This window comes from Pseudomonas sp. AC252, assembly GCF_979258105.1.
This window is the reverse complement of the sequence record NZ_OZ409837.1, coordinates 1,179,001-1,204,326: the sequence shown is the minus strand read 5'-3', so window position 1 is coordinate 1,204,326 and position 25,326 is coordinate 1,179,001. Positions and strand designations below refer to the sequence as shown.

Annotated in this window: 23 protein-coding genes; 18 read left to right on the top strand and 5 right to left on the bottom strand. The window is 62.2% G+C overall.

The window, feature by feature from the left end:
• Positions 1–76: 76 nt before the first annotated feature.
• The 12 genes from nrdR (at position 77) to ACZZZ4_RS05555 (ending at position 8,890) form a co-directional block, all read left to right on the top strand.
• Positions 77–541 carry a transcriptional regulator NrdR gene (nrdR, locus tag ACZZZ4_RS05610; RefSeq protein WP_007910946.1) on the top strand — a complete coding sequence of 155 codons (465 nt, stop codon included), beginning with the start codon at positions 77–79 and terminating at the stop codon, positions 539–541.
• Entirely contained in the window at positions 538–1,671 is a 1,134-nt protein-coding gene (gene ribD, locus ACZZZ4_RS05605; protein ID WP_463547405.1) for a bifunctional diaminohydroxyphosphoribosylaminopyrimidine deaminase/5-amino-6-(5-phosphoribosylamino)uracil reductase RibD, read from the top strand. The genes nrdR and ribD overlap by 4 nt, the downstream gene beginning before the upstream one ends.
• A gap of 47 nt (positions 1,672–1,718) precedes the next feature.
• Positions 1,719–2,381, top strand: a complete 663-nt coding sequence (locus tag ACZZZ4_RS05600; RefSeq protein WP_039761896.1) for a riboflavin synthase — start codon at positions 1,719–1,721, stop codon at positions 2,379–2,381.
• Between the two features lie 21 nt (positions 2,382–2,402).
• Entirely contained in the window at positions 2,403–3,494 is a 1,092-nt protein-coding gene (gene ribBA / locus ACZZZ4_RS05595; protein WP_039761895.1) for a bifunctional 3,4-dihydroxy-2-butanone-4-phosphate synthase/GTP cyclohydrolase II, read from the top strand.
• 90 nt (positions 3,495–3,584) lie between these two features.
• A complete protein-coding gene (gene ribH / locus ACZZZ4_RS05590; protein ID WP_258447870.1) occupies positions 3,585–4,061 on the top strand; it encodes a 6,7-dimethyl-8-ribityllumazine synthase in 477 nt (158 codons plus the stop codon).
• Entirely contained in the window at positions 4,058–4,558 is a 501-nt protein-coding gene (gene nusB, locus ACZZZ4_RS05585; protein ID WP_008053839.1) for a transcription antitermination factor NusB, read from the top strand. The genes ribH and nusB overlap by 4 nt, the downstream gene beginning before the upstream one ends.
• Positions 4,559–4,584: 26 nt before the next feature.
• Positions 4,585–5,550 carry a thiamine-phosphate kinase gene (gene thiL, locus ACZZZ4_RS05580; RefSeq protein ID WP_463547404.1) on the top strand — a complete coding sequence of 322 codons (966 nt, stop codon included), beginning with the start codon at positions 4,585–4,587 and terminating at the stop codon, positions 5,548–5,550.
• Positions 5,547–6,050, top strand: coding sequence for a phosphatidylglycerophosphatase A family protein (locus ACZZZ4_RS05575; RefSeq protein ID WP_039761886.1), 504 nt, complete (start codon positions 5,547–5,549; stop codon positions 6,048–6,050). Before thiL ends, ACZZZ4_RS05575 begins: the two co-directional genes overlap by 4 nt.
• Positions 6,051–6,075: 25 nt before the next feature.
• Entirely contained in the window at positions 6,076–6,813 is a 738-nt protein-coding gene (locus ACZZZ4_RS05570; protein WP_463547403.1) for a substrate-binding periplasmic protein, read from the top strand.
• Between the two features lie 243 nt (positions 6,814–7,056).
• A complete protein-coding gene (ribA, locus tag ACZZZ4_RS05565; RefSeq protein WP_024014485.1) occupies positions 7,057–7,674 on the top strand; it encodes a GTP cyclohydrolase II in 618 nt (205 codons plus the stop codon).
• Positions 7,671–8,090: an MFS transporter gene (locus tag ACZZZ4_RS05560; protein WP_434766858.1), complete on the top strand. Its 420-nt coding sequence runs from the start codon at positions 7,671–7,673 to the stop codon at positions 8,088–8,090. The genes ribA and ACZZZ4_RS05560 overlap by 4 nt, the downstream gene beginning before the upstream one ends.
• Positions 8,090–8,890 carry a cobalamin-binding protein gene (locus ACZZZ4_RS05555; protein ID WP_463547402.1) on the top strand — a complete coding sequence of 267 codons (801 nt, stop codon included), beginning with the start codon at positions 8,090–8,092 and terminating at the stop codon, positions 8,888–8,890. Before ACZZZ4_RS05560 ends, ACZZZ4_RS05555 begins: the two co-directional genes overlap by 1 nt.
• Positions 8,891–9,027: 137 nt before the next feature.
• Here ACZZZ4_RS05555 and ACZZZ4_RS05550 read toward each other — a convergent pair whose 3' ends face one another.
• From ACZZZ4_RS05550 to ACZZZ4_RS05535, 4 genes are all read right to left on the bottom strand, one after another.
• Positions 9,028–10,908, bottom strand: coding sequence for a TonB-dependent receptor domain-containing protein (locus ACZZZ4_RS05550; RefSeq protein ID WP_463547401.1), 1,881 nt, complete (start codon positions 10,906–10,908; stop codon positions 9,028–9,030).
• A gap of 165 nt (positions 10,909–11,073) precedes the next feature.
• On the bottom strand, positions 11,074–12,972 hold the full coding sequence (gene dxs / locus ACZZZ4_RS05545; RefSeq protein WP_463547400.1) for a 1-deoxy-D-xylulose-5-phosphate synthase: 1,899 nt from the start codon (positions 12,970–12,972) through the stop codon (positions 11,074–11,076).
• 90 nt (positions 12,973–13,062) lie between these two features.
• On the bottom strand, positions 13,063–13,950 hold the full coding sequence (gene ispA / locus ACZZZ4_RS05540; protein WP_039761874.1) for a (2E,6E)-farnesyl diphosphate synthase: 888 nt from the start codon (positions 13,948–13,950) through the stop codon (positions 13,063–13,065).
• Positions 13,947–14,189 carry an exodeoxyribonuclease VII small subunit gene (locus ACZZZ4_RS05535; RefSeq protein ID WP_016772991.1) on the bottom strand — a complete coding sequence of 81 codons (243 nt, stop codon included), beginning with the start codon at positions 14,187–14,189 and terminating at the stop codon, positions 13,947–13,949. The genes ispA and ACZZZ4_RS05535 overlap by 4 nt, the downstream gene beginning before the upstream one ends.
• Positions 14,190–14,685: 496 nt before the next feature.
• On the opposite strand from ACZZZ4_RS05535, the gene ACZZZ4_RS05530 reads away from it, so the two are divergent.
• From ACZZZ4_RS05530 to ACZZZ4_RS05505, 6 genes are read left to right on the top strand one after another with little or no spacing between them, the layout of a single operon-like run.
• On the top strand, positions 14,686–15,477 hold the full coding sequence (locus ACZZZ4_RS05530) for a YfaP family protein (RefSeq protein WP_463547399.1): 792 nt from the start codon (positions 14,686–14,688) through the stop codon (positions 15,475–15,477).
• Between the two features lie 35 nt (positions 15,478–15,512).
• Positions 15,513–17,225 (top strand): DUF2138 domain-containing protein, encoded by a 1,713-nt coding sequence (locus tag ACZZZ4_RS05525; protein WP_463547398.1) that lies wholly within the window; start codon positions 15,513–15,515, stop codon positions 17,223–17,225.
• Positions 17,210–17,860, top strand: coding sequence for a DUF1175 domain-containing protein (locus ACZZZ4_RS05520; protein WP_463549256.1), 651 nt, complete (start codon positions 17,210–17,212; stop codon positions 17,858–17,860). The genes ACZZZ4_RS05525 and ACZZZ4_RS05520 overlap by 16 nt, the downstream gene beginning before the upstream one ends.
• Positions 17,857–22,431, top strand: coding sequence for an alpha-2-macroglobulin family protein (locus ACZZZ4_RS05515; RefSeq protein ID WP_463547397.1), 4,575 nt, complete (start codon positions 17,857–17,859; stop codon positions 22,429–22,431). The genes ACZZZ4_RS05520 and ACZZZ4_RS05515 overlap by 4 nt, the downstream gene beginning before the upstream one ends.
• A gap of 1 nt (position 22,432) precedes the next feature.
• On the top strand, positions 22,433–24,052 hold the full coding sequence (locus ACZZZ4_RS05510) for a DUF2300 domain-containing protein (RefSeq protein ID WP_463547396.1): 1,620 nt from the start codon (positions 22,433–22,435) through the stop codon (positions 24,050–24,052).
• Between the two features lie 3 nt (positions 24,053–24,055).
• On the top strand, positions 24,056–24,868 hold the full coding sequence (locus ACZZZ4_RS05505; protein ID WP_463547395.1) for a YfaP family protein: 813 nt from the start codon (positions 24,056–24,058) through the stop codon (positions 24,866–24,868).
• 8 nt (positions 24,869–24,876) lie between these two features.
• Here ACZZZ4_RS05505 and ACZZZ4_RS05500 read toward each other — a convergent pair whose 3' ends face one another.
• Positions 24,877–25,311: a hypothetical protein gene (locus ACZZZ4_RS05500; RefSeq protein ID WP_310409166.1), complete on the bottom strand. Its 435-nt coding sequence runs from the start codon at positions 25,309–25,311 to the stop codon at positions 24,877–24,879.
• Positions 25,312–25,326 lie beyond the last annotated feature (15 nt).

Genomic DNA, 25,326 nt, shown 5'->3' with positions numbered 1-25,326 from the left:
ATACCGCAAAGCCTATGGCTTGTCTTGCCACGGGGATGCGCTACCATGGCCCTCCCATTTTTTGTTGCCAGCCACCATGCACTGTCCCTTCTGCGGTGCCAACGACACCAAGGTCATCGACTCGCGTCTGGTCGCCGAGGGCGAACAGGTGCGCCGCCGGCGTGAATGCCTGGCCTGCGGCGAACGTTTCACGACGTTCGAGACGGCCGAACTGGTGTTGCCGCGCCTGATCAAAACCGACGGCAGCCGCCAACCGTTCGACGAAGAAAAACTCCGCGCCGGCATGCAACGCGCGCTGGAGAAACGTCCGGTCAGCGTCGAGCGCCTCGAATCCTCTCTGGTTCACATCAAGCACAAGCTGCGCGCCACCGGCGAACGCGAGGTCAAGTCCCTCGTGGTCGGCGAACTGGTAATGGCCGAGCTGCAAAAGCTTGATGAAGTCGCCTACATCCGCTTCGCTTCGGTGTACAAACGCTTCCAGGACCTCAATGAATTCCGCGAAGAGATCGACCGCCTCGCCCGCGAACCGGTGAAAGAATGACCACCGCCGCCGAGCAGGCGATCCTCGACGCGCATTTCATGGCCCGTGCGCTGGAACTGGCGCGCAAGGGCCACTACACCACCCATCCCAATCCACGAGTCGGTTGCGTGGTGGTGCGTGACGGCCAGATTGTCGGCGAAGGCTGGCATGAGCGCGCCGGCGAACCCCATGCCGAAGTCCACGCCTTGCGTGCCGCCGGCGAGCAGGCCCGGGGCGCCACGGCGTACGTGACCCTCGAGCCTTGCAGCCATCACGGGCGCACGCCGCCGTGCGCCGACGCCTTGGTGACCGCTGGCGTTGCCCGCGTCGTGGCGGCGATGCGTGATCCCAATCCGCAGGTCGCCGGGCGCGGTTTGCAGCGCTTGGCTGATGCCGGTATCGCCACTGAAAGTGGTGTGCTGGAGGCTGAGGCACGCAAGCTCAATCAAGGTTTTCTGAAGCGCATGGAGCATGGCTTGCCATTCGTGCGGGTCAAGCTGGCCATGAGCCTCGACGGTCGCACAGCGATGGAAAGCGGCGAGAGCCAGTGGATTACCGGCCCGGCGGCGCGTTCTGCGGTACAGCGTTTGCGCGCTGAGGCGGCGGTGGTACTGACTGGCGCCGACACGGTGCTGGCCGATGGTGCACGCTTGACCGTACGCGCGGACGAGCTTGGTCTGGACGGCGAGCAAACCGCGCTGGCCATGAGTCGCCCGCCACTGCGGGTGTTGATCGACGGCCGTCTGCGGGTGCCGCTGGATGCACCGTTTTTCAAGGCCGGGCCGGCGCTGGTCGCCACCTGTGTCGCGGTCGAAGAGCAATACGCCAATGGCCCGGAATGCCTGATCGTGCCGGGTGACGACGGCCAGGTCGATCTGCATCAATTACTCATCGAACTGGCTCATCGTGGCACCAACGAGGTGCTGATCGAGGCAGGCCCGCGTCTGGCCGGAGCCTTTGCGCAACTGGGGCTGGTCGACGAATTCGTGATCTTCATTGCCGGCAAGTTTCTCGGCTCCACGGCGCGTCCGCTGCTCGACTGGCCGCTGGCGCAGATGAAAGATGCGCCGGAACTGAAAATCACTGAAATCCGCGCGGTGGGCGATGACTGGCGAGTCACTGCGATCCCTGTCCCTGCAGCCCGCGTATAATTCCCGGCCATCGCGTTAGCGCTGGCCTCGTTCTCAAGGAGAACCGCATGTTCACCGGCATCATCGAATCCATCGGCAGTATCCGCGCACTGACCCCAAAGGGTGGTGATGTGCGGGTTCACGTCGCAACCGGCAAGCTCGACCTGAGCGACGTCAAACTCGGCGACAGCATCGCGGTCAACGGCGTTTGCCTGACCGCCGTCGAATTGCCGGGCGACGGCTTTGCCGCCGACGTCAGCCGCGAAACCCTTGATTGCACCGCCATGAATGACCTGAAAAGCGGCAGCCCGGTCAATCTGGAAAAAGCCCTGACCCCGACCACTCGCCTCGGCGGGCATCTGGTCAGCGGTCATGTCGATGGTGTCGGCGAAGTGGTATCGCGCAGCGACAATGCCCGCGCCGTGGAATTTCGCATCCGTGCGCCGAAAGAGCTGGCCAAGTACATCGCCCACAAGGGCTCGATCACCGTCGACGGCACCAGCCTGACCGTGAACGAAGTCGATGGCGCCGAATTCATGCTGACGATCATTCCGCATACCCTCAGCGAAACCATCATGGCTGCGTACAAGCCGGGCCGCCGGGTGAATCTGGAAGTCGATCTGCTGGCGCGTTATCTGGAACGTCTGCTGCTGGGTGACAAGGCCGCCGAGAAGACTGCCGGCAGCACGATCACCGAAAGCTTTCTGGCCCAAAACGGCTACCTCAAATAATTCAAAAGAAGGGGGTGCCTTGTGGCGCTCAATAGCATCGAAGAACTGGTTGAAGACATCCGCCAAGGCAAGATGGTCATCCTCATGGATGACGAAGACCGCGAGAACGAAGGCGACCTGATCATGGCCGCCGAATGCTGCCAGGCCGAACACATCAACTTCATGGCCAAGCACGCCCGTGGCCTGATCTGCATGCCGATGAGCCGCGAGCGCTGCGAGCTGTTGAAGCTGCCGCTGATGGCGCCGCGCAACGGTTCCGGTTTCGGCACCAAGTTCACCGTCTCGATCGAAGCCGCCGAAGGCGTGACCACCGGCATCTCCGCCGCCGATCGCGCGCGCACCGTACAAGCGGCTGCCGCCAAAGACGCCAAGGCTGAAGACATCGTCAGCCCGGGCCACATCTTCCCGCTGATGGCCCAGGCCGGCGGTACGCTCGCTCGCGCCGGCCACACCGAAGCCGCTTGCGATCTGGCGCGCATGGCCGGTTTCGAGCCGAGCGGGGTGATCTGCGAAGTGATGAACGACGACGGCACCATGTCCCGTCGCGCTGAACTCGAAGCTTTTGCCGCTGAACACAACATCAAGATCGGCACCATCGCCGACCTGATTCACTACCGGATGATCCACGAACGTACCGTTCAGCGGATTGCCGAGCAGCCGCTGGATAGCGAACTGGGCCAATTCAACCTGGTGACCTATCGTGATTCGGTGGAAGGCGACGTGCACATGGCCCTGACGCTGGGCACTGTCTGCGCCGAAGAGCCGACTCTGGTCCGGGTGCATAACATGGACCCGCTGCGCGACCTGCTGATGGTCAAGCAACCGGGCCGCTGGAGCCTGCGCGCCGCCATGGCTGCGGTCGCCGAGGCTGGCAGCGGTGTGGTGCTGCTGCTCGGGCACCCGCTTGATGGTGACGTGCTGCTGGCGCATATCCGTGAAACCGGTGAGCAGGCAGCGCCGAAAAAGCCGACCACCTACAGCATTGTCGGGGCCGGCTCGCAGATCCTGCGTGACCTGGGCGTGCGCAAAATGCGCTTGATGTCGGCACCGATGAAGTTCAATGCGATATCCGGTTTCGATCTGGAAGTTGTAGAATACGTGCCCTCCGAATAATGACCGGCTGTTTCCGGACTCCAATTCGCGGCAAATAATCACTGAGGGACGCGTAGCAGACGCGTCCCGGCTCTTTAAGAGAACTGACGAATGACCCTGAAGACCATCGAAGGTACCTTCATCGCCCCTAAAGGCCGCTACGCTCTGGTAGTGGGCCGTTTCAACAGCTTCGTGGTTGAAAGCCTGGTCAGCGGTGCCGTTGATGCCCTGGTTCGCCACGGCGTGAGCGAAAACGACATCACCATCATCCGCGCACCGGGCGCCTTCGAAATCCCGCTGGTTGCGCAGAAAGTTGCCCAGAAAGGCGAGTTCGCAGCCATCATCGCCCTCGGCGCGGTCATTCGTGGCGGTACTCCGCACTTCGAATACGTGGCTGGCGAGTGCACCAAAGGCCTGGCCCAAGTCTCCATGGAATTCGGCGTACCGGTCGCGTTCGGCGTGCTGACCGTGGACTCTATCGAGCAAGCCATCGAACGTTCCGGCACCAAGGCCGGTAACAAAGGTGCCGAAGCTGCCCTGTCCGCTCTGGAAATGGTCAGCCTGCTGGCGCAGTTGGAGGCCAAGTGATTAGCGACGAAAGCGATCGTTTCAACCCGCGCGATCCGAAACCTGCGGATGCCGGCAAGCCGTCGAAGAGCGTCAAGCGTCGCGAAGCCCGTCAGCTCGCGACTCAGGCGCTGTACCAGTGGCACATGGCCAAGCAATCGCTGAACGAGATCGAAGCGCAGTTTCGCGTTGATAACGATTTCACCGATGTCGACGGCGCCTACTTCCGTGAAATCCTTCACGGGGTTCCGCAGTTCAAGACCGAAATCGACACTGCCCTGACGCCTTGCCTGGACCTGACGATCGAAGAGCTGGACCCGGTTGAACTGGCGGTTCTGCGCCTGTCAACCTGGGAGCTGCTCAAGCGCGTCGACGTGCCGTACCGCGTTGTGATCAACGAAGGTATCGAACTGGCCAAAGTGTTCGGTTCGACCGACGGCCACAAGTTCGTCAACGGCGTGCTCGACAAGCTGGCCCCGCGCCTGCGTGAAGCTGAAGTGAAGGCGTTCAAGCGCTGATCGGCGCTTGAATACTTTTCTCGGCCATGGGCGAGTTTGAGCTGATCCGCAATTTCTTCGCCGCCGCGCCTTGTGCGCAGGGCGGCGAAGGCGTTGCTCTGGGGATCGGCGACGACTGCGCCTTGCTGGCGGTTCCCGTTGGGGAGCAGCTGGCGGTTTCTACCGATACGCTGGTGGCCGGTGTGCACTTCGCCGACCCCTGCGATCCGTTTCTGCTCGGTCAGCGCTCGCTGGCCGTCGCGGTCAGTGACCTGGCCGCCATGGGCGCCGCGCCCGTTGCCTTTACCCTTGCCTTGACCTTGCCGACGGTAACTGCCGATTGGCTGCAAGCCTATGCCCGTGGTTTGAACCGCATGGCGCAAAGCTGCGGCGTCGCGCTGGTCGGTGGCGACACCACGCGCGGGCCGTTGAGCCTGACGGTCACCGTGTTCGGCCGCGTACCCGCTGGCCAGGCCTTGACCCGCAGCGGCGCGCAGCCCGGTGATCTGCTTTGCGTCGGCGGCGAACTGGGCAATGCCGCCGGCGCCTTGCCGCTGGTATTGGCCCAACGTGATGCCGAAGCGCATATCGCCCAGCCGCTGTTCGATCATTACTGGTCGCCACAGCCGCAACTGGCCCTCGGTCAGGCCTTGCGGGGCAAAGCCACAGCGGCGCTGGACATCTCTGACGGCCTGCTCGCCGACTGCGGTCATATCGCGCTGGCGTCGAAGGTGCGACTTGAGATTGAACGCGAGCGTGTACCGTTGTCGGATGCTTTAGTCGCGTTTCTCGGTCAGCGCGGTGCCGAGCGTGCGGCATTGAGCGGTGGTGATGATTACGTACTGGCCTTCACCTTGCCGTCCGCCGGGTTGCCGGCACTGCTGGCCGACGGCTGGCCGATCCATGTGATCGGGCGCGTGGCGTCTGGCCAGGGCGTGGTACTGCTGGACCGCGACGGGCGCGACATCACTCCGCAGATTCGCGGCTACCAACATTTTCAGGAGACACCGTGACAGATCACCCGAAACAGGTCCCTGCCGAATTCGTGCCTCCGTCGGTCTGGCGCAATCCTTGGCATTTCCTCGCGTTCGGCTTCGGCTCCGGCACCCTGCCCAAGGCGCCGGGCACGTGGGGCTCACTGGTGGCGCTGCCGTTCATTCCGTTGTGGCAGATGCTGCCCGACTGGGGCTACTGGCTGATGCTCGGCATCACCATGCTGTTCGGCTTCTGGCTGTGCGGCAAAGTCGCTGACGATTTGCGTGTGCACGACCACGAAGGCATTGTCTGGGACGAAATGGTCGGCATGTGGATCACCCTGTGGCTGGTGCCGGAAGGCTGGTACTGGCTACTCGCGGGTTTTCTGGTATTCCGCTTCTTCGATATTCTCAAGCCGTGGCCGATCCGCTGGATCGACAAGCACGTGCATGGCGGCGTCGGCATCATGCTCGACGACGTGCTGGCCGGTGTGTTCGCCTGGCTGGCGATGCAAGGGCTGGTCTGGGTATTCGCCTGATTCGACTCACGTGAGGAAACACGCAATGCTGCGACGCGGGTTGGCCCTGCTGCTTCTGGCTCTGCTGGGCACGTTCGCCCAGGCGCAGGCCGCCGCGCCTGTGCCTGCGGTCATCCATCTGGCCAGCGAAGACTGGGAGGACTACACCGCTGCCGACGGCCATGGTCTGGCTTGGGACGTGTTACGCAAAGTGTACGAACCGGCCGGTGTGAAGCTGGATATCCGCACGGTGCCGTACACCCGTTCTATCGGCCTGGTGCAGTTGAAGGAAGTCGACGCATTGGTCGGCTCCTACCGCGACGAGGCCGAGCAGGTGCTGTACCCGAAGTGGAATTTCGATTCCGATCACGTCTACGCGCTCGGCCTGGCCAGCAGCCTGCCGCCGACCCAGGCGACTTTGGGCAAATATCGTCTGGCCTGGGTGCGCGGCTACCGCTACGACAACTACCTGCCGAATATCAAACGTTTCAACCAGATCGAACGGCGCACCGGTATTTTGTTGATGCTCAAACAGGGGCGCGCGGACTATTACATCGACGCGCTGACCGAAATTCAGGCCGTCATGCGCGACGCAGCGGATCCTGCGCAGTACCGTTATTCGCATCTGGCCGAATTGCCGCTGTTTCTCGGTTTCGCCGATACCCCACAGGCTCGGGCGTTGATGGCGCTGTATGACCGGCGCATGGCCGAACTGGTGCAGAGCGGAGAGTTGAAACCGATCTTCGAGAAGTGGCAGCAGCCGTATCCGTTTGACGCTAACTGAAGCCCAACACAAATCCCCTGTAGGAGTGAACCTGCTCGCGATAGCGGACTGACATTTAACAATGATGTCGCCTGATCAACCGCTATCGCGAGTAGGCTCACTCCTACAAGGGACCGATGCAGGGCAGTCTGTCATCAAACTTTTTGATGGTTATGCCCGATAATTCAGCCTAAGCGTCTACAGGAACCTGCTGTTACAATGCCGGCCTGCGAATTTTCAGTCTTCTAGATCAGGAGCACATCGGTGCCTGTCGTCTTCGTCGCCGCTTCCAAGCTGCCAACGCCTTTTGCGCAATTCACCATGCACGGCTTTCTCGATGAGAGCACCGGGCGTGAGCACGTCGTGCTCAGCCTCGGTGAAATTGCCGACGGCGCCCCGGTACTCGGTCGCCTGCATTCCGAATGCCTGACCGGCGATGCCTTGTTCAGCCAGCGCTGCGACTGCGGCTCGCAACTGGAAGCCGCGTTGCAGGCGATTGCCCGCGAAGGCCGTGGCGTGCTGCTGTACCTGCGTCAGGAAGGGCGCGGCATCGGTTTGTTGAACAAGATCCGCGCTTACGAGTTGCAGGACGGCGGCGCCGACACCGTGGAAGCCAACGAACGTCTGGGCTTCGCCGCCGATCAGCGCGACTACGCCATGTGCCTGCCGATGCTCGAACATCTGGGCGTGAAATCCCTGCGCCTGATGACCAACAACCCGCGCAAGGTCAAAGCGCTGACCGACATGGGCATCGTCGTCGCCGAGCGCGTGCCGCTGCACACCGGGCACAATCCGCACAACAAACTCTACCTGGCGACCAAGGCCAGCAAGCTCGACCACATGATGGGCAACGAACATCAGGGCGAGGTCGACCGCGCGTGACCCGCGGCCAGGTACGGCGGCGGTTGGCGGTGGCCTGGTGGCAATACCTGGCGCTGGCCCTGTTGCCGCTGTTCGTGCTCAACGCGTTGTTTGGCGAAGGCCAAGGCCTGCTGCCAGTGCTGGCGATGCCCTTGTTCATCGCCGGCGTCGCCTCGATGTTTGTCAGCCTGAAGTATTTCTCACGTTACAAACATGCACTGATTGCCACGCAAAAAGCCCTCGATACCGCCGATGAGCCCGCTGCCTGGATCGCCCTTGCGGCGCGTCGGCGTGCGGCGTTGCTGGTGGCGTCTTTGCCGGCATGGATTGGCGCACTGGCGGTATTCGTCGGCCTCGAAGCCGTGCCGTTGATGCTGCTGGCGCTGTCCACCGCCGTGCTGTTCTACCTCTACCGTATTCCGCGTCAACTCGGTTGATGCCTCGCCTGTGGCTGGCGGTTGTGCTGCTCGCCCTGAGCGGCCCGGTGCTGGCCGCATTGCGGGTGGTCAGCCTAGCCCCGTCGCTGTCTGAAATCGTCGTTGAGCTGGATTCCGCCGACCTGCTGGTCGGCGTGCTGGATGCCGGCGAGCGGCCGGCGGCGATTGCCGATGTTCCATCAGTAGGCCGCTATGGCCAGCTCGATATGGAGCGCTTGCTTAGCCTGAAACCGGATTTGTTGTTGCTCTGGCCCGGAAGTGTTGGCGCGGGGCCGCGTGATCAGCTCAAGCGCCTGAACATTCCCACCTTCGTCGCCGAACCGCACACTTTGACGCAACTCGCCGCGCAGATCGAAGCCATTGCCGAACAGCTCGGGCGTCCTGAACGTGGGGCGGAACGAGCGGCCGAATTGCGCAAGCAGCTGAATGATCTGCGCCAGCGTTATCGTCGTGATGAACCGCTGCGGGTGTTCTATCAGGTCTGGGACAAGCCGCTGTATACCGTCGGTGGCGGGCAGATCATCAGCGATGCGCTTGAGGTGTGCGGTGCGCGCAATGTGTTTGCCGACCTGAATCTGCCAGCGCCGCAGGTGAGTATCGAGGCAGTATTGCAGCGTGATCCCGAGACGATTGTCGCCGGTGATCAGGCGCAGCTTGAAGCGTGGAAGGCATGGCCGCAGGTGGCAGCAGTCAGGCAGGGGAGACTGCTATTGGTCACTGACAAAGGCCTCGAGCGACCGAGCGGGCAGATGATCAGCGCCACCGCCAAACTATGCCAATTGATCGCGCCGGATCGGTAGACCGCATCGCCTGTATTCGCGAGCAGGCTCGCTCCCACACTGGATTTGCGGTGAAAACAAAAGGTGTGGCCGCACTCAATCTACTGTGGGAGCGAGCCTGCTCGCGAAGAGGCCTGCCAACCAACACAAATCTCAGTTCAGAGTTCAGGGGTCCACGTCACCCCAAACATCCACGCCCGACCTTCCTCGCGATAGCCATACTGCGCGCCGTCATAGCTGTAATTCGCCCGGCTGTAACCCTTGTCCAGCAGGTTATCCACCTTCAGATCCAGCTTGATCTCACGATTGAGCGCCCAACTGCTGCGCAGCCCGAGCGTGCCGTAGCCGTCCAGCGACTGGGTGTTGTTCAAGTCATCGTAACTGCCGCTGACCAATTGCCAACTGGCGCCGAGCCCCAAGCGATCAAACTGCCGGTCGACATCCCAGCTGGCCGTGCGCCGCGCCCGTCGCGCCAGGGTATGCCCGGTATCGCGATCACGTGGATCGATGATCGCCACGCCAAGATTGCTCTGCCAGCCAAACAGCTCCTGCTTCAACGCTGCTTCAAAACCGTTGATGCGCGCTGACGCAACGTTCTGCGGGCGGGAGTTGCTGCCGAAGATGATCGCGTCTTCCAGGTCGGTGCGGTAAATCGAGGCTTCCAGCCGCGCGCTGTCGCTCAACTGGCTGCGCCATTGCAGTTCGTAGCTTTTCGAAGTTTCCGGTTTCAGGTCGGGATTGCTGAAATCCGGGTAGTACAGGTCGTTGAAGGTCGGCGCGCGGAAACCTTCGCTGTAGCTCAGCAGCACGTCGTTGTCCGGGTTCAGCGGCAGGGTGAAAGTGCCGCTCCAGGTGTTCTGGCTGCCGAACTGCTGGTTGTCGTCGTGGCGCAGGCCGATCTCGGTAGAGAAGCTGTCGGCCTGGTAGCGATGCTGGATGAACGCGGCGCGATTCCAGCGGCTGTCCTCGTCAAACGCAGTGCTGCTGTTGACCCGGTCTTCGTACCAGTCGCCGCCCAGAATCAGGCTGTTGCGCGCGTCCAGCGTCAGGTCGTTCTGCCAGTTCACCGAGTCGCGATAAGTGTTGAACACCGTTCGCTCGTCGCTGAGCTTGTCGAAGGTCTTTTCGCGGTTTTCGCTGTGGCCGAATTCAATGCGGGTTTTCCAGGTTTCGTTGACCCGCGCATCGACATAACTGCTGATGCTGCTGACATTGAAATCACTGTATGGCTGCTGTTGCACCGACTCGAACGTGGCCATGTCGAAGCGGCCGAACGGGTTGTCGAATTCGCTCCGGCCACGGTTATCCAGCAGATTGGCGCCGATTTCGATGTCTTCGGTCAGCGCGTGGCTGAGGCTCAGGCTCAGGGATTTGTTGCGGTAGGCGTCATGGTCGCCGTCGCTTGGATACGACTCGTGGGTACGGTCGATCCCGGCCGTTTCGTCGAGGCTGGCGCCGAGGTTGAAGCGGGTTTTGTCGTCGCCGCCGGACAGGCCGAGGCTGCGTTCCCATGTCTGCTGACTGCCAAAGCCCAGATGCAGGCGTGGCTGCAAGCCTTGCTCGGTGCCGCGCCGGGTGAAGATCTGGATCACCCCGCCAATCGCGTCGCTGCCGTAAATCACCGAGCGCGAACCGCGCAGCACTTCGATGCGCTCGATCTGCTCGATGTTCAGATGCTGCAGGTTGCTGTCGCCGGAGGTCGAGTTGCCGATGCGCTGGCCATCGACCAGCACCAGGCTCTGCGCCGATTGTGTGCCGCGAATGTAGATCCCCGGCAGACTGCCGCGCCCGCCGGTCTGCGCCACTTGCACGCCGGGCACGCGACGCAGCAGATCGGGCACGTCGCTGGGTTGCAGGCGATCAATGTCTTCGCGGGTGAAAACGGTGTTGGCGGCGCTGCTGTCGTTGCGCGCCTCGACCTGACGATTGGCGCTGATCAGCGTGTCCGGCAGCTTCAGCGCCTGATCGCGTTCGAAGGTGTCGGCGAGGGCGCTGGCGGTTGGCAGCAGGAGGAAGGGCAGGGCGAGGCGGAGGTTCATCGGTGGTCCGTGAGAAATTGCAGATGTACACAAATTTTATGCTTCCACAAAACACTGTGGGAGCGGGCTTGCCCGCGAAGAGGCCGGTACATTCAACATCGAGGTTGAATGTGCCGAAGCCTTCGCGGGCAAGCCCGCTCCCACAGGTATTGTGTGTTCAGCGAGTTAGCGGGCGAGCAATGCCAGGCGCTGGCGAATCGACGCTTCGATTCCGGCCTCATCCAGCCCGCATTCGGCGAGCATCTGCGCCGGTTTCGCATGCTCGACATAAATATCCGGCAAGCCCAGATGCAGCATCGACTTGAGGATGTTCTCGCGGGCGAGGAATTCGCTGACCGCGCCGCCGGCGCCGCCCATGATTGCGTTCTCTTCGATGGTCACCAGCAGCTCGTGGCTACCGGCGATCTCGCGCACCAGCGCTTCATCCAGCGGTTTGACGAAACGCATGTCGACCACGGTGGCATCGAGTTTCTCGGCGACTTTCAAGGCTTCGCTCAGTTGCACGCCGAACACCAGCATGGCGACCTTGCTGCCCTGACGACGAACGATGCCCTTGCCGATTTCGATCGCTTCGAGATCTTTTTCGATGACTGCATTCGGCCCGCTGCCACGCGGGTAACGCACCGCCGCCGGGCCGTTGTAGAGGTGGCCGGTGGTGAGCATCTTGCGCAGTTCGTTTTCATCGCTCGGGGTCATGATGACCATGCCCGGGATGCAGCGCAGGTACGACAGGTCGTAGCTGCCAGCGTGGGTCGGGCCGTCTTCGCCGACCAGACCGGCACGGTCGATGGCGAACAGCACGTCGAGGTTCTGCACCGCGACATCGTGCACCAACTGGTCGTAACCGCGTTGCAGGAACGTCGAGTAGATTGCCACCACCGGTTTCGCGCCTTCGCAGGCCATGCCGGCGGCGAACGTCACCGCGTGCTGCTCGGCAATCGCCACGTCGAAATAGCGCTCGGGGAAACGCTCGCTGAACGCCACCAGATCCGAGCCTTCCTTCATCGCCGGGGTGATCCCGACCAGACGCGCATCAGCCGCGGCCATGTCGCACAGCCACTCGCCGAACACTGCCGAATACTTCGGCCCGCTGGCGACTTTCGGCGCAGCGGCCGGGGCGTCCAGAGGTTCGAGTTTGGTGATGGCGTGATAACCGATCGGGTCGACTTCCGCCGGGGCGAAGCCTTTGCCTTTCTTGGTGACGATGTGCAGGAACTGCGGGCCTTTGAGGTCACGCATGTTGCGCAGCGTGGCGATCAGGGTCGGCAAGTCGTGGCCGTCGATCGGGCCGATGTAGTTCCAGCCCAGTTCTTCGAACAGGGTGCCGGGGACCAGCATGCCCTTGGCATATTCTTCGGTGCGACGGGCGATTTCCCGGGCGCCGGGCAGGCGCGAAAGGACTTTCTTGCTGCCCTCGCGCATGCTCGCGTAGGTGCGGCTGGACAGGATCTTCGCCAGATAATTCGACAACCCGCCGACGTTGCGCGAGATCGACATATCGTTGTCGTTGAGGATCACCAGCATGTTGGCGTTGACTTCCGGCGCATGGTTGAGCGCCTCGAAAGCCATGCCGGCGGTCAACGCGCCGTCGCCGATCACGGCGATGGCTTTGCGATCGCTATCCTGCAGGCGGGCGGCAATGGCCATGCCCAGCGCGGCACTGATCGAGGTGCTGGAGTGGCCGACGCCAAAGGTGTCGTACTCGCTCTCGGAGCGGCGCGGGAAGGCGGCAATGCCGTCCTTCTGACGCAGGCTGGCCATGCGCTCGCGGCGACCGGTGAGGATCTTGTGCGGATACGCCTGATGCCCGACGTCCCACAGCAGACGGTCGTCCGGGGTGTCAAAGACGTAATGCAACGCGATGGTCAGCTCGATTACGCCCAGGCCGGCACCGAAATGCCCACCGGTCTGGCCGACCGTGTAGAGCAATTCCAGGCGCAACTCATCGGCCAGGGTTTCCAGCTCGGCTTCGCCTAACCGGCGCAGGCCGTCCGGCGTGTTCGCACGGTCGAGCAGGGGCGTGGTCGGGCGCTTGCGGGGAATCTCATGAAACGTCGTGGGCATCAGGCGAATCGTTATAGGTATAAAAGATGCGGCAGTTTACCTGATGCATCGGCCCCTGCCCACGCGTTGGTCTTTTTGGCCGATACGCCGTCAGTTGCGCCGCTCGACGATATACCGGGCCAGCTCGCGCAACGGCTCGGCGGCCGCGTCAAACGGTCGCAGCGCCTGCAAGGCCTGATCGCGCAGTTCCAGAGCGTAGGCCTTGGCGGCGTCGAGGCCGAGCAGGGCCGGGTAGGTCGGCTTGTCGCGGGCAATGTCGGCGCCCTGGCGTTTGCCGAGGGTGGCGGTATCGCTTTCCACGTCGAGGATGTCGTCCTGCACCTGAAAGGCCAGACCGATGGCCTGTGCATAAGTCTGCAGGGCCTGTAGCTGATCGGGTTGGGCGTGGCCGCTGGCCAGGGCGCCGAGCCTGACGCTGACTTCAATCAGCGCGCCGGTCTTGTGCCGGTGCATTTGTTCGAGAGCTGTTTGATCGAGCTTGACACCGACCGACCCGAGGTCGATGGCCTGGCCACCGACCATGCCGGCCGGGCCGGCTGCATGGGCCAGCGCCGTGACCATCTGCAGACGGATTTCGCTGCTGCAATCGCTCAGACGCGGGTCGAGCAGCGCGCTGAAGGCCAGGCTCTGCAAGCCGTCACCGGCGAGGATCGCGCAGGCTTCGTCGAATTTCTTGTGGGTCGTCGGCTGGCCGCGACGCAGATCGTCGTCGTCCATCGCTGGCAAATCGTCATGCACCAGCGAATAGGCGTGGATCAATTCGACCGCACACGCCGCGCCACTGGCCTGTTCAGCCTGGCCACCGAGGGCTTCGCACGCGGCGTACGCCAGCAATGGGCGCACGCGTTTGCCGCCGTTCATCACGCTGTAGCGCATCGCTTCGTAGAGCCGCGCCAGTTCCGGCAGCGGCGCGTTGAACAGCGTCTCCAGCGCCGCGTTGACCCGGGCCTGACTGCTCGCCGAATACGCCGCGATCATTCTGGCTCATCCGCGTCGAAGGGTTCCTCGGCGAGCTCGCCATCGCGCTCCAGCAGCACCTGCACTTTCTGCTCGGCCTGGGCCAGCGCCGCCTGGCAGTCACGGGTCAGACCGATGCCCTGCTCGAAAGCGGTCAGCGAGTCTTCCAGCGACAATTCACCGTTCTCCAGACGCTCGACCAGTGTTTGCAGGTCGGCGAGGGATTGTTCGAAATCCAGTGCAGCTTTTTTGCGGGCCATGGCGGCAATTTCCGGTAGACGTTAAACCGGCGCGACACTAGCAGATAGGGGGTATGGGCAAATGAGACGCCCCACCCAAAGCCGCGCACATGACCCCGTGGCGAGGGGATTTATCCCCGCTGGGTTGCGTAGCAACCCTAAAACCAGACAACCGATACTCTCAGGAAAATCGAAGTCGCCGGTTTTACGACTGCTGCGCAGCCGAGCTGGGATAAATCCCCTTGTCACAAAGTTAATGAGAAGTTTCGGGGCTGAGGCTTATTCGGCTCATTTTATGAGCCGAATAACTTCGCTATTCGGCTCACGCCCTCTCGAAAGCGCAATTCCTACAGCAATCACACATGTATCCGATTGTTAAAAAACTGCCGAATCGCTAATCTTCGCGGCTTCTACGGCCCCGACAGTTGCGGGGCATTCAGACGAAACGCAGTTCACCGCTGTGAAGTACCGAGGATCGGGTGCGAGGTTTCGTTCAAGGCATGGCAGGAGGCGTCACATGCGTTCATTTCTTTTGCTGCTGATCGGCCTCGCCTGCGCGCCTGCGCTGTGGGCGGCGCCGACTGCGCAGTTGTCCGAGCCGGTCGGCGGCTGGCGTTATCACGGTTTGCTCGATCGTTCGGAAAATCCGCAGGTCGCCTACTCGACGCCGCCGATCGATCGCGGCATCCAGCGCAATCGCACGATGATCCAGGGCCAGCTCAAGGCTCTGGGGCACATGCGTCCTCCGCACAGCCTCGCCGTCAACGGTAATCCATTGAATCTGTACACCGACGACGATGGGCGTTTCGCCCGGCCCTACGCATTCGGCGCCGGTTCCAACAGCGTCGAAGTGATCAGCGCCGAAGGCCAGTCGCTCAAGCGCGTGCAATTTTATGAAGCAAATAATCTGCGCACGCCGGCGAAGATTCGTCTTGTCTTGGGATGGGACGACCCGAAAGCCGAACTGGATCTGCATATTGTCACCCCCGACGGTCAGCATGCGTTCTGGGCGCGGCCGGCGCTGAGCAATGGCGGCGGCCTCGACCCGGATGGCGTCGACGGCCCCGGCCCGGAAATGTTCACCATGACCGCGCCGCTGCGCGGCACGTATCTGGTCTACGTCAACTATTGGGGCAACTACGGCGATGGTGGCTATAACTTCGAGGAGACCAGCAATCAGAACGAGGTGATCACCTCGCAGATCACCCTGGTGCTCAACGAAAACACCGTCGACGAAAAACGCGAAACCTTCATCGTGCCCCTGCGGGCGATCGGTGATCTGTTGCTGGTCAAGACTTTCAACTATTAAGCATCCCGCCACGGATGAACTCGGATGTTGTGAACATGAGCGATAACACTGTGACTCCAACTGCCGCGACACCGGCGGCCAAACCTTCGCGGCGCTGGCCGCTGGTATTGCTCGGCCTGTGCCTGGTGGCCGGTGTCGCGGGCGGTTTCGGCTGGCTGCTGCTCAAGCCCAAAGCGCCGCCGGCGACACTTGCCAGTGACAAGCTCGGCCTCGGCCGTCCGGATGCCTTGCTCGAAACCCGTTCACTGAGCCAGTTGCCCAAGGACCTGCTGACGGTGCCGTTCCTCAAGGCCACGCTCACCGAGGATTTCGTTTTCTATTACGAAACCCACGCCGACCGACTTGGCCTGATCGGCAGCCTGCGGCGGATCATCTACGAGCATGACCTGAAGTTGCAGGACAGCCTGATCGAACAGCTTTTTGATCAACCGGCCGATGTTGCGCTGTGGCGTGGTGCGGATGGTCGCTTGAAGGATTTCCTGCTGGTGATGGATCGCGGCGGCTTGGCCAAGCTGCTCGAGCCATTGGCGAAAGTGGCGCTGGATGACACCCAGCTCAGCGTCTTCGGCAATCTCAAGGTCGGCAGCGACGAAGTGCCGCTGTATCAACTCAGCTACAACGCCAGCAAATCGCTGCTGTTCGCGTCGCGCGGTGACAAGCTGGTGGTGCTGTCCAATCCAGCCAAGTACTACGACCCGGAGAGCGGCGTCTCGGAAGAATCCGGCCGCGTCTCAGCGCAAGCGCTGGCGGCGTTGCTCAACGGTGAAAAACTCTTTCCGGAAGCGTTCGGCCTGCCAGCGAAGAGCCCGGAAACCAAACAGCGCCTGTCGGTCAATTCCAGCGTGTTCGCCATGGGCTATCAGCGCTTCATCCCGAATTTCGCCGGCCTGCGTTTCGACATGGACGACAAGGGCTGGCACAGCTATCTGGCCATGGATGAACTGGAAAACCAGCCGGACTTCGATTTCAAACCGGTCTGGCAGGCGATGCCGCTGGGGGCGAGCGCTTGCGTGACCCTGCCGGTGGCGGCCGAGCCGCAGAAACCGATATTGATGAAACTCGGTGCCGATGAAGCTGTTGCGCAAACGCTGACCGAACACGTCGCTGGCGCGGCCGGTCTGTGCTGGTACGCCGATTCGCGGCTGTACACGCCGTTGCTGGTTGCCAGTCTCAAAGACGAAGACAGCAGCAAGCTCGACGCTGATCTGGGCAACTTGTTCGGTTCGATGGTCGGCGCGTTCGAAGCCAACGTCGCCGAAAACGTATTCCCGGTGATCGACAAGCAGGAAGGCCAAAGCCACGTCTGGCAGCGTCAGGTCAGTTCCAGTTTCGGCCCGTACGCGGCGAAGACCGCCGAGAACCCGGAGGCGATTTCCGGCAAGGCGTTCATGAAAGTCAGCCTTGCCCGTCACGGCTCGACGCTGCTGTTTTCCCTCGACGACAAACTCGTCGACAAAGCCCTCGGCACCCTCGACAAGCGCTTCCCGCCGATGGCCGACGTGCTGCCTAAAGACGTGCTGATGCCGATCTACTTCGGCCCGGACGCGATGGCGCAACTGATGCAGCGCGAAACCCTCGACAGCCTGCCGCAGGACATGGAGCCAGTGTTCTACAACGCTGCGCAAACCTACCTGATGCCGAAACTGCGCACCCTCGGCGGCTACGGCAAATATGCCCTGACCCTGCCCGAAGGCAGCGAGCCCGACGGCCACTGGCAATGGCTGCCGCTGGAATGGAAGGCGCTGTGAACGCACTGATCCGCAGCCTCGGCCTGCTCGCGTTGCTGCTGAGCGCAGGCGCCCATGCGGTTGAGGCGCTAGCACTCGATCCGGCGCAATCACAAGTGTTTCGCGCCTGGTTTGTGCGTATTGCTCAAGAGCAATTGAGCCAGGGCCCGAGCCCGCGCTGGTATCAGCAGGACTGCGCGGGGCTGGTGCGCTTTGCCGCCAACGAAGCGCTGAAAGTCCATGACGACAAATGGCTGCGCAGCAATGGTCTGTCCAATCGCTATCTGCCGCCGGAACTGGCGCTGAGCGACGCGCAACGCAAACTCGCGCAACAGTGGCAGCAGGGCGGCGGCAAGATCGGGCCGTACGTCAACGCGATCAAACTGATTCAGTTCAACAGCCATCTGGTCGGCCGCGATATGTCGCAGGCGCGGCCCGGTGACCTGATGTTTTTCGATCAGGGCGACGACCAGCACCTGATGATCTGGATGGGCCGCTACATCGCCTATCACACCGGCACCACCACCCCCACTGACAACGGCATGCGTTCGGCAAGCCTGCAGCAACTCATGACATGGAAGGACACCCGATGGATACCCGACGCAGCCAACCCCAACTTCATCGGCGTCTATCGACTGAACTTTCTCTCCCAATGACCGGTGCCCGCATGTTGCGTATCTGTTCGCGAATTTCCTTGCTGTTGGCGTTGTTGCTACCGTTTACCTGCGTCAACGCCGAAGACTCGGTGGAACCGAGCAATTACACGCCGGTGGCCGGTGAGAGTTTCTTCCTGCTCGCCGACAGCAGTTTTGCCAGCGACGAGCCGGCGATGGTCCGCCTCGAAGCCCCGGGTCGTGACTACCGGCGTTTCCGCATGGAGCCGTACGGCGGCGCCGACATCCGCGTGTATCGCATCGACAAGCCGCTGGACTTTCTCAAGCGCCAGAAGAACCTGCACCGCGTCGTCAGTGACGGCCAGTTCAAGGGTGAAGGTTTGTCCAACACCCTCGCGTATCTGTGGGACAACTGGTACCGCAAATCCCGCCGGGTGATGCAGCGTGCGTTCTCTTACGAGTCGCGCAAGCAGGTCACCGAAGAAGTGCCTGAGCTGAAAATGGGCGAGGCCATGGCCGCGCCGACGCCGTACGACGCGCAGCCACAATTTGCCTTGATTCCGGGTTTGCCGGTGGTCAGCCAGTTTCGCTATCCGCTGTGGCAGGCCAAGCCGATCCAGCCACCGGCCGGGGTCAATCTGGCTGGGTCTTCGAGTGACTTTGTCAGCGTCGCACCGGGCAACGTGTACATCCCGTTGGGTAACCTGAAACCGGGGCTGTATCTGGTTGAAGCGCTGATCGGCAAGTACCGCGCGACCACCATGGTTTTCGTCTCCAACACCGTCGCGGTGAGCAAGATTGCCGGTGATGAGCTGCTGGTCTGGGCCGCACGCAAGCATGAAGGCAGCTCGGTGCCGAAGGTCAATGTGCTGTGGACCGATGGCCTCGGCGTGATGAGCAGCGGAGCTACCGATGCCGACGGTCTGCTGCGTCTGAAACACGTCAGCCCGGAGCGCTCGTTTGTCATCGGCGAGGACGAAGAAGGCGGCGTATTCGTCTCGGAAAACTTCTACTACGACAGTGAAATATACGACACCAAACTCTATGCCTTCACCGACCGGCCGCTGTATCGCCCGGGCGATTGGGTGTCGCTGAAAATCGTCGGTCGCGAGTTCAAGAATGCCCGTGATTCGGTGCTGCCGGGCGCGGCGGATGTCGGTGTCAGCGTGCTTGATGCCACGGGGACCGAACTGCAAACCCTCGATCTGAAGCTTGATTCGAAAGCAGGAACCCAGGGCCGTTTCCAGTTACCGGATAACGCCGTGGCCGGTGGTTACGAAATCCGCTTCAACTACAAAGATCAGGCCTACAGCAGTGCTTTCCGTGTGGCTGAGTACATAAAGCCGCACTTCGAAATCTCGCTGAATCTGGCCAAGCAGGATTACCGCACCGGTGAGCCGGTGAAAGGCAGTCTGGTGTTGCTCTACCCGGACGGCAAACCGGTGGCCAACGCGAAATTGAGCCTGAGCCTGCGTGCCCAGCAACTGTCGATGGTCGACAACGAGCTGCAATACCTCGGGCAATTCCCGGTGGAGCTGACCAGCACCGAACTGACCACCGACAGCAAGGGCAACGCAACCCTCGACCTGCCAGCCGCCGACAAGCCAAGCCGCTACATGCTCACCGTATTCGCCAGCGACGGCGCGGCGTATCGGGTCAAGACCACCAAGGAAATCCTCATCGACCGTGGTGCGGCAAGTTTTCGCTTGAGCGCACCGCAGCGTTTCAGCGCGGTCGGCGACAAGGTTGCCTTCAGCTACGCCAACGAGGGTGGCACTGAACAAAGCAAAGCCGTGACGCCGAGCAGCTACGCCTGGGTGCGCCTGGAGGACCAGAGCACTGGCGAAGGCAAACTCGCCGCAACGGATAAAGGCTTCAGCCTCGCCTTCGAGCGCCCGGGCACCTACAACCTGACGCTGAAGGATCAACACGGTCGCGTCCTCGGCGCCACCGGCCATTCGGTCACCGGCGACGGTGTGAAAGCGGTGCCGGGTACCGTGGAAATCGTCCTCGACAAGCCCGAGTACAAGGCGGGCGAAGAAGCGCTGGCGCTGATCACCTTCCCTGAGCCGGTCAGCGATGCACTGCTGTCGCTGGAGCGCGACAAGGTAGAAGCGACCGCGCTGTTGGCCAAGGGCGGCGACTGGCTGAAGCTGGAAAAACTCAGCGACACCCAATACCGCGCGCGCATTGCGGTGAAGGATAACTTCGCGCCGAACCTGACCTTCTCCGTGCTCTACACCAAGGGCGGTCAGTACAGCTTCCAGAACGCCGGGATCAAAGTGGTCGCGCCGCAAATCGACGTGGCGATCAGCACCGATAAAGCTGTGTATCTGCCGGGCGACACGGTGACGGTCGACCTGACCACGCAGTTCGCTGGCAAAGCCGTTCCGGCGCATCTGACGGTCAGCGTGGTCGATGAAATGGTCTACGCGCTGCAACCGGAAGTCGCGCCGGCCATCGACCAGTTCTTCTATCACCCACGGCGCAACAACGTGCGTACCAGTGCCAGCCTGTCGTTTATTAGTTACGACGTGGCGTTGCCGGGCAGCCCCGGCGCACCCGGTAAAGCCAATCGCAGCGAACGCGGCGTGAAAGTGCTCGAGCGTCCGCGCCGTGAAGATGTCGACACCGCTGCGTGGCAGCCGGAATTGTTGACCGGCGCCGACGGCAAAACCCGTTTCACCTTCAAAATGCCGGACTCGCTGACCCGCTGGCGCATCACCGCGCGGGCGATTGCCGATGACGGTCAGGTCGGGCAGAAGAAGCAGTTTGTCCGTTCGGAAAAACCGCTGTACCTGAAGTGGAGCGGGCCGAGCAAATTCCGCAAGGGCGATCAGCCGCAACTGGGGGTGTTTGCGTTCAGCCAGGCGGAGAAACCGGTCAAGGCTGAACTGGTGACTCACTATGCCGGTAACGAACAACGTCTGCCGGTGACTCTGAACAGCGGCATCAATTACCTGCCGCTGCCGGCGTTTGCCTTGGCCTCTGGCGAGTGGACGGCGGAGCTGGTGCAGGACGGCAAAATCGTCGATGCCCTGGCTGTGCGCTTGAGTGCCACCGGCGACGGCTGGCAGGTCACTCAGACGCAAAGCCTCGACGTGGCCAGCGGCGATACGCCGTTGAGTTTGCCGGCGGATGCCACGGATATTCGCCTGCGCCTGGATGACAGTCCGCAAGCGCTGTTCCGTTCCGCCCTCGACGATCTGCTCAGCTACCCGTACGGCGGCGTCGAGCAGACCGCCAGTCGCTTGTTGCCATTGAGCATCGCTTATCCATCGCTGGCCTCGAACCCGCAGACTCGCGATCGCTTGCGTCTGATCATGCAGAACAGTCGTCTGCGCCTGGTGCAAATGGCCGGACCGTCGGCCAGCTTCACCTGGTGGGGCTACGACGGCGAGCCGGATGCATTTCTCACCGCCTATGCCTATTACGCCGACTGGAACGCCAGCCGCGTACTCGAGCTGAACCTGCCGCCTGAGCACTGGCAGCGGGTACTCGAGGTGTACGCCAAGCAAGCGCCGAACACGCCGTTGCTGCAACGGGCGCTGATCCTGTCGTTTGCCAAACAGATGCAGTTGCCAGTGAACACGCTGCTCAGCGGTTTGATCGACGATTTGGTCAAGGCCGGTGAAGGCAGTGCCGAAACCTTGCTTGATGACGGCCAGGACAGTCTGGTAATGGGCGACCCGGCCTCGGCACTCGGTCTGGCGGCGGCGCGGGTACTCACTGCATCGTTGGCCACGCAGGCGAAAGTTGCTTTGCCGGAGGCGTTCAATCGGCAACTGGGCGCAGCGCAACGACGTCTGGCGACCAGTTCGCAGCCTTTTGTCGAAGCGCTGAACCTGTCGCTGCAACCGTTTGATCAGGCTCGCGCCACGGCATTGCTGCAACGCTTGCTGCCGCAGCAATCGACGCTGGAACGCGCACTGGCGCTAACCTGGCTGCAACGCAGCATCGCTCAGGCCTCGCCAACCATCGCGTTGATGCCGGGTGAGGGCTGGAAGAAAAACTACGGCGCCAGCGGCGAGATGTACTGGACATGGCAAGGCGCAACGCCGCTGCCGAATGTGCTGAGCGTGTCCGGCACGCAAGAGCGGCCGCTGCGTGCGGCGCTGAGCTTCCAGACTCAACAGCCGCAGGTCGATCCGATGGCCGTGACCATCACCCGGCGCCTGTTGCGTCTGGTGCCGGGCGACGAAGCGTTCACCTTCAAACTCGAGCCGGTCGGCACGAAGCCGCTGTCCAGCGACAGCCTGTACCTGGACGAGGTGATCCTCACCAGCAAGGCAGCGAAACCGCTGCGCTACGGCATGCTTGAAGTGCCGCTGCCACCGGGCGCGGATGTCGAGCGCACGACGTGGGGCATCAAGTTGCAGGGCAAGGACGGCACCGAACCGACCGCGCTGGAGAAGGCGCGTTTCGAACCGGGTCAGTTGGCATACGCGGTGCCGGTCGACGCGCTGAGTGGCGAGTTGCGCCTGCGTCATCTGGTGCGCTTCTCGCAGAAGGGCCAGTTCAATCTGCCACCGGTACGCTTCAAGCAAGTGTATGCACCGCAGCACCAGGCCCAGGAGGCGAAAGCCGCCCTCGGTCAGGTCACGGTCAACTGACATGCGCCGGCCGCTGTTGTGGCTGCTGATGTGTGTGATGCCTGCGCTGGCGACAGCGCAGGACGAGCCATTGCGCGTGGCCTATCAGGGCGAGTTGTTGTCGTTGAGTCAGACGCAACTGATCAAGCGCGAACCGTTGCCAGCGTCGCTGGATGCGCCGCTGGGCAGTCTGTGGAAGTTGTTCGTCTACGCGTGGCTGGTGGATACCGGTGCACGGGAACCGGCGTATGAATGTCGCGGGCAGTCCAAAGAAGAAGTTTATTGCTGCGCGGCGGGCGGCAGGATCGAGCGGGATCACGCACTGGTGAAGTCCTGCGGTTTGTATTTCGAACCGGCGCGGTTGGGCATCGCAGCGACGGATTGGCGAGCGTATTGGCAGGCGCGGCAGGCGCCGTCGTGGTTGCTCGATTTGCCAGCCGTGCAACCGGCAACAAGGGTTTCGGTTGCCGAGTTGTTGAGCGTTCTGGCGTTGCTGCCAGCGCAGGATCAGGCGCGCCGCGTGCTGCTCGATGTCGTACTGAATGCGGCGGACGGCAATGTCGTCGGCGAGTTGGGCGGGCGCCTGCGGGTGAAAACCTGGAGCTGGCTCGGCGACCAGGATGCACAATCGCGCCAGGGTGGATTCGCTGGCTGGAGCGCCGACGGCGCGCCGATCTGGGCGGGTGGACGCGGTACCAGTCAAATGGTCCTGCGTCATTACGCTCAGGTGCTGGCCAGCGTATTACCGACGGCTTGGCCAGCGGACGCAGGGCGCTGTGTGGAAGTCGGGCTGTTCTCGAAATACCCGGTTTCGAAAGTTCTGGCCGGGGATCGTGTTGCCACGTCCGGGCCATTGCGCGGCGACTACCGCGTCGAGTTCGCCAACGGCAACGCGCTGGATATCCACAGCGACGGCGAACTGTTTCTGCTCGACGACAAACTCGTCGCAAGGCTTGATCGCGAGGAGTATGTCGCTCGCGTCCTTGAGCGCGAAGCCAAACCGCAACCCGCCGAAGCCGCCAAAGCGCTGGCCGTAGCGATCCGCACCTATCTGCTGCAAAACGCCACGCGCAACGGCGATTGCCTGAGCATCGACGACAGCAGCAATCGCCAGCGCGTCGCCCCGCGTCCTGCTTCCGCCGAGTCGCGCAACATTGCGGCGTGGACGGCGGATCTGGTACTGGCCGGCAGCACCGTCACCTATCACTCCGACCAACCCGGTCCGGACAAACTCGCTTGGCAGCAAGCCGTCGAGCAAGCGAACGCCGGCCAGCGTTACGACGCGATTCTGCTGCACGCTTATCCGCGCGCCAGCCTCAGCCGCTGGGACAACCCGGTCGCCTCCTGCGAAGCATTGCCCGCCGCGCAAGACTGGCTGCAGAAACAGCGACGCGGCTGGCGTCCGAGGCTCGAAAGCGAAACCGGCTACAACGAAGTCAGCACGTTTGCCGTATGCAAACTCGCCTTCGGCCGGCCCTTCGTCGACCGCGAACGCCAGCGCATTTACGTGCGCGGCGTGCTGACCCTGCAGGATCGCCTCGACCTGACTCATGAATATCTGCACCTGGCCTTCGAAGCACACCCCCACGGCCAGGATGAAACCTACATCGAAGGGCTCGCCCGTCACCTTTTGCTGGAATAGACCATGACACTCCGTTATCCACAGGTCTTGCTGCTGCTCTGTGCCCTCAACGTGCTGCCGCAAGCGTTCGCCGCCGAGGGCGTCAAACTCGACACCCCGGTCGCCGGCTGGCGCAGCGGCGCGCCAGAAGGCGAGGGCGAGAGCTTTCGCCAGACCATCAACTACCCGGCCTCGTCGGTCAACACACCGCTTGGTCAGGCCAATACCGCCAGAATCAGCGGTCAGATCAAAGCCGTGCCGAAGAACGACGAACCCGGACGCCTGATCGTCAACGGCGTCAGCATGCCGCTGAAAATCGATCCAACCGGCGGATTTGATCGGCCGTTCTCCTTCCCCAACGGCAGCAACAGCGTCGAAGTGCGCAGCGCCGACGGCCAGCAACGCCACCGCACGCAGTTCCTCAACGCCCGCGGCGGCGCCACCCCGGCTAAATTGCGCGTCCTGCTGGCCTGGGACAGCGATGGTACCGACCTCGACCTGCACCTGATCACCCCCGACGGCGCCCACATCTGGTACGGCAACCGCAGCGCCGCCAACGGCGCCGCCCTGGACGTCGACGTCACCACCGGCTACGGTCCCGAAATCGCCGCCATGCCCGCGCCGATCAAGGGGCAGTATCTGGTGTACGTGAATTATTACGGCGGCGGGTATCGCGGAGATGACGAAGGAGGGGATGAAGCGGTGCAGGCGCTGACCACGGCGCAGGTGACGGTGATTACTGAAGAAGGCACGCCGAGCGAGAAGATGGAGACGTTTGTAGTGCCGATGCGGACAGCGGGGGAGCTGACGTTGGTGAAGTCGTTCAGTTATCCGTGAATTCCCGGCTAATTTGGAAAAACGCCGCAAAGCGCATTGCCCTGATAACCATGCACAATCGGCCCCAGCATCATGAACGGGCCGCAGGCGTAGAACGGCGACGGCACCGTTTGTTTTGAATAGAGCAAAACGGTTTCATCTCCAGATTCGTCGCTGCCAAAGGACTGCTCGGAGTACGACGTACACACGGGCAATTTCAGCGGAACAGGAATGATCAACGCCCAAACCGTGACGCCACACCATTCTCGGGTAGGCGCTGATTGCACGGTTCGGGTAATCGCTGGCGTGAGCGAACGAGCACTTAGAGCTTTGTACTCGTCAGTTCTGAGTGTGGTTTTCTCAGGCAACGCCACGATGGCACCGACGCAGCCTGAGAGATAAAAACTTATCGCAGCGATCAGGATGACCGGTCCAAGCAGCGTGAAACGAGGGGCGAATCGCATGTTTTAACTTCCTTG

Bases quoted from the DNA above. Each gene is read 5' to 3' on its own strand.
- ACZZZ4_RS05570 (WP_463547403.1), top strand. From the start codon at position 6,076: ATGCTGCGACGCGGGTTGGCCCTGCTGCTTCTGGCTCTGCTGGGCACG.
- ACZZZ4_RS05515 (WP_463547397.1), top strand. From the start codon at position 17,857: ATGACCGGTGCCCGCATGTTGCGTATCTGTTCGCGAATTTCCTTGCTG.
- ACZZZ4_RS05550 (WP_463547401.1), bottom strand. From the start codon at position 10,908: ATGAACCTCCGCCTCGCCCTGCCCTTCCTCCTGCTGCCAACCGCCAGC.
- nrdR (WP_007910946.1), top strand. From the start codon at position 77: ATGCACTGTCCCTTCTGCGGTGCCAACGACACCAAGGTCATCGACTCG.
- ACZZZ4_RS05555 (WP_463547402.1), top strand. From the start codon at position 8,090: ATGCCTCGCCTGTGGCTGGCGGTTGTGCTGCTCGCCCTGAGCGGCCCG.
- ribD (WP_463547405.1), top strand. From the start codon at position 538: ATGACCACCGCCGCCGAGCAGGCGATCCTCGACGCGCATTTCATGGCC.
- dxs (WP_463547400.1), bottom strand. From the start codon at position 12,972: ATGCCCACGACGTTTCATGAGATTCCCCGCAAGCGCCCGACCACGCCC.
- ispA (WP_039761874.1), bottom strand. From the start codon at position 13,950: ATGATCGCGGCGTATTCGGCGAGCAGTCAGGCCCGGGTCAACGCGGCG.
- ACZZZ4_RS05510 (WP_463547396.1), top strand. From the start codon at position 22,433: ATGCGCCGGCCGCTGTTGTGGCTGCTGATGTGTGTGATGCCTGCGCTG.
- ACZZZ4_RS05500 (WP_310409166.1), bottom strand. From the start codon at position 25,311: ATGCGATTCGCCCCTCGTTTCACGCTGCTTGGACCGGTCATCCTGATC.
- ACZZZ4_RS05530 (WP_463547399.1), top strand. From the start codon at position 14,686: ATGCGTTCATTTCTTTTGCTGCTGATCGGCCTCGCCTGCGCGCCTGCG.
- ACZZZ4_RS05520 (WP_463549256.1), top strand. From the start codon at position 17,210: ATGGAAGGCGCTGTGAACGCACTGATCCGCAGCCTCGGCCTGCTCGCG.
- ACZZZ4_RS05535 (WP_016772991.1), bottom strand. From the start codon at position 14,189: ATGGCCCGCAAAAAAGCTGCACTGGATTTCGAACAATCCCTCGCCGAC.
- ACZZZ4_RS05505 (WP_463547395.1), top strand. From the start codon at position 24,056: ATGACACTCCGTTATCCACAGGTCTTGCTGCTGCTCTGTGCCCTCAAC.
- ACZZZ4_RS05600 (WP_039761896.1), top strand. From the start codon at position 1,719: ATGTTCACCGGCATCATCGAATCCATCGGCAGTATCCGCGCACTGACC.
- thiL (WP_463547404.1), top strand. From the start codon at position 4,585: ATGGGCGAGTTTGAGCTGATCCGCAATTTCTTCGCCGCCGCGCCTTGT.
- ribH (WP_258447870.1), top strand. From the start codon at position 3,585: ATGACCCTGAAGACCATCGAAGGTACCTTCATCGCCCCTAAAGGCCGC.
- ACZZZ4_RS05525 (WP_463547398.1), top strand. From the start codon at position 15,513: ATGAGCGATAACACTGTGACTCCAACTGCCGCGACACCGGCGGCCAAA.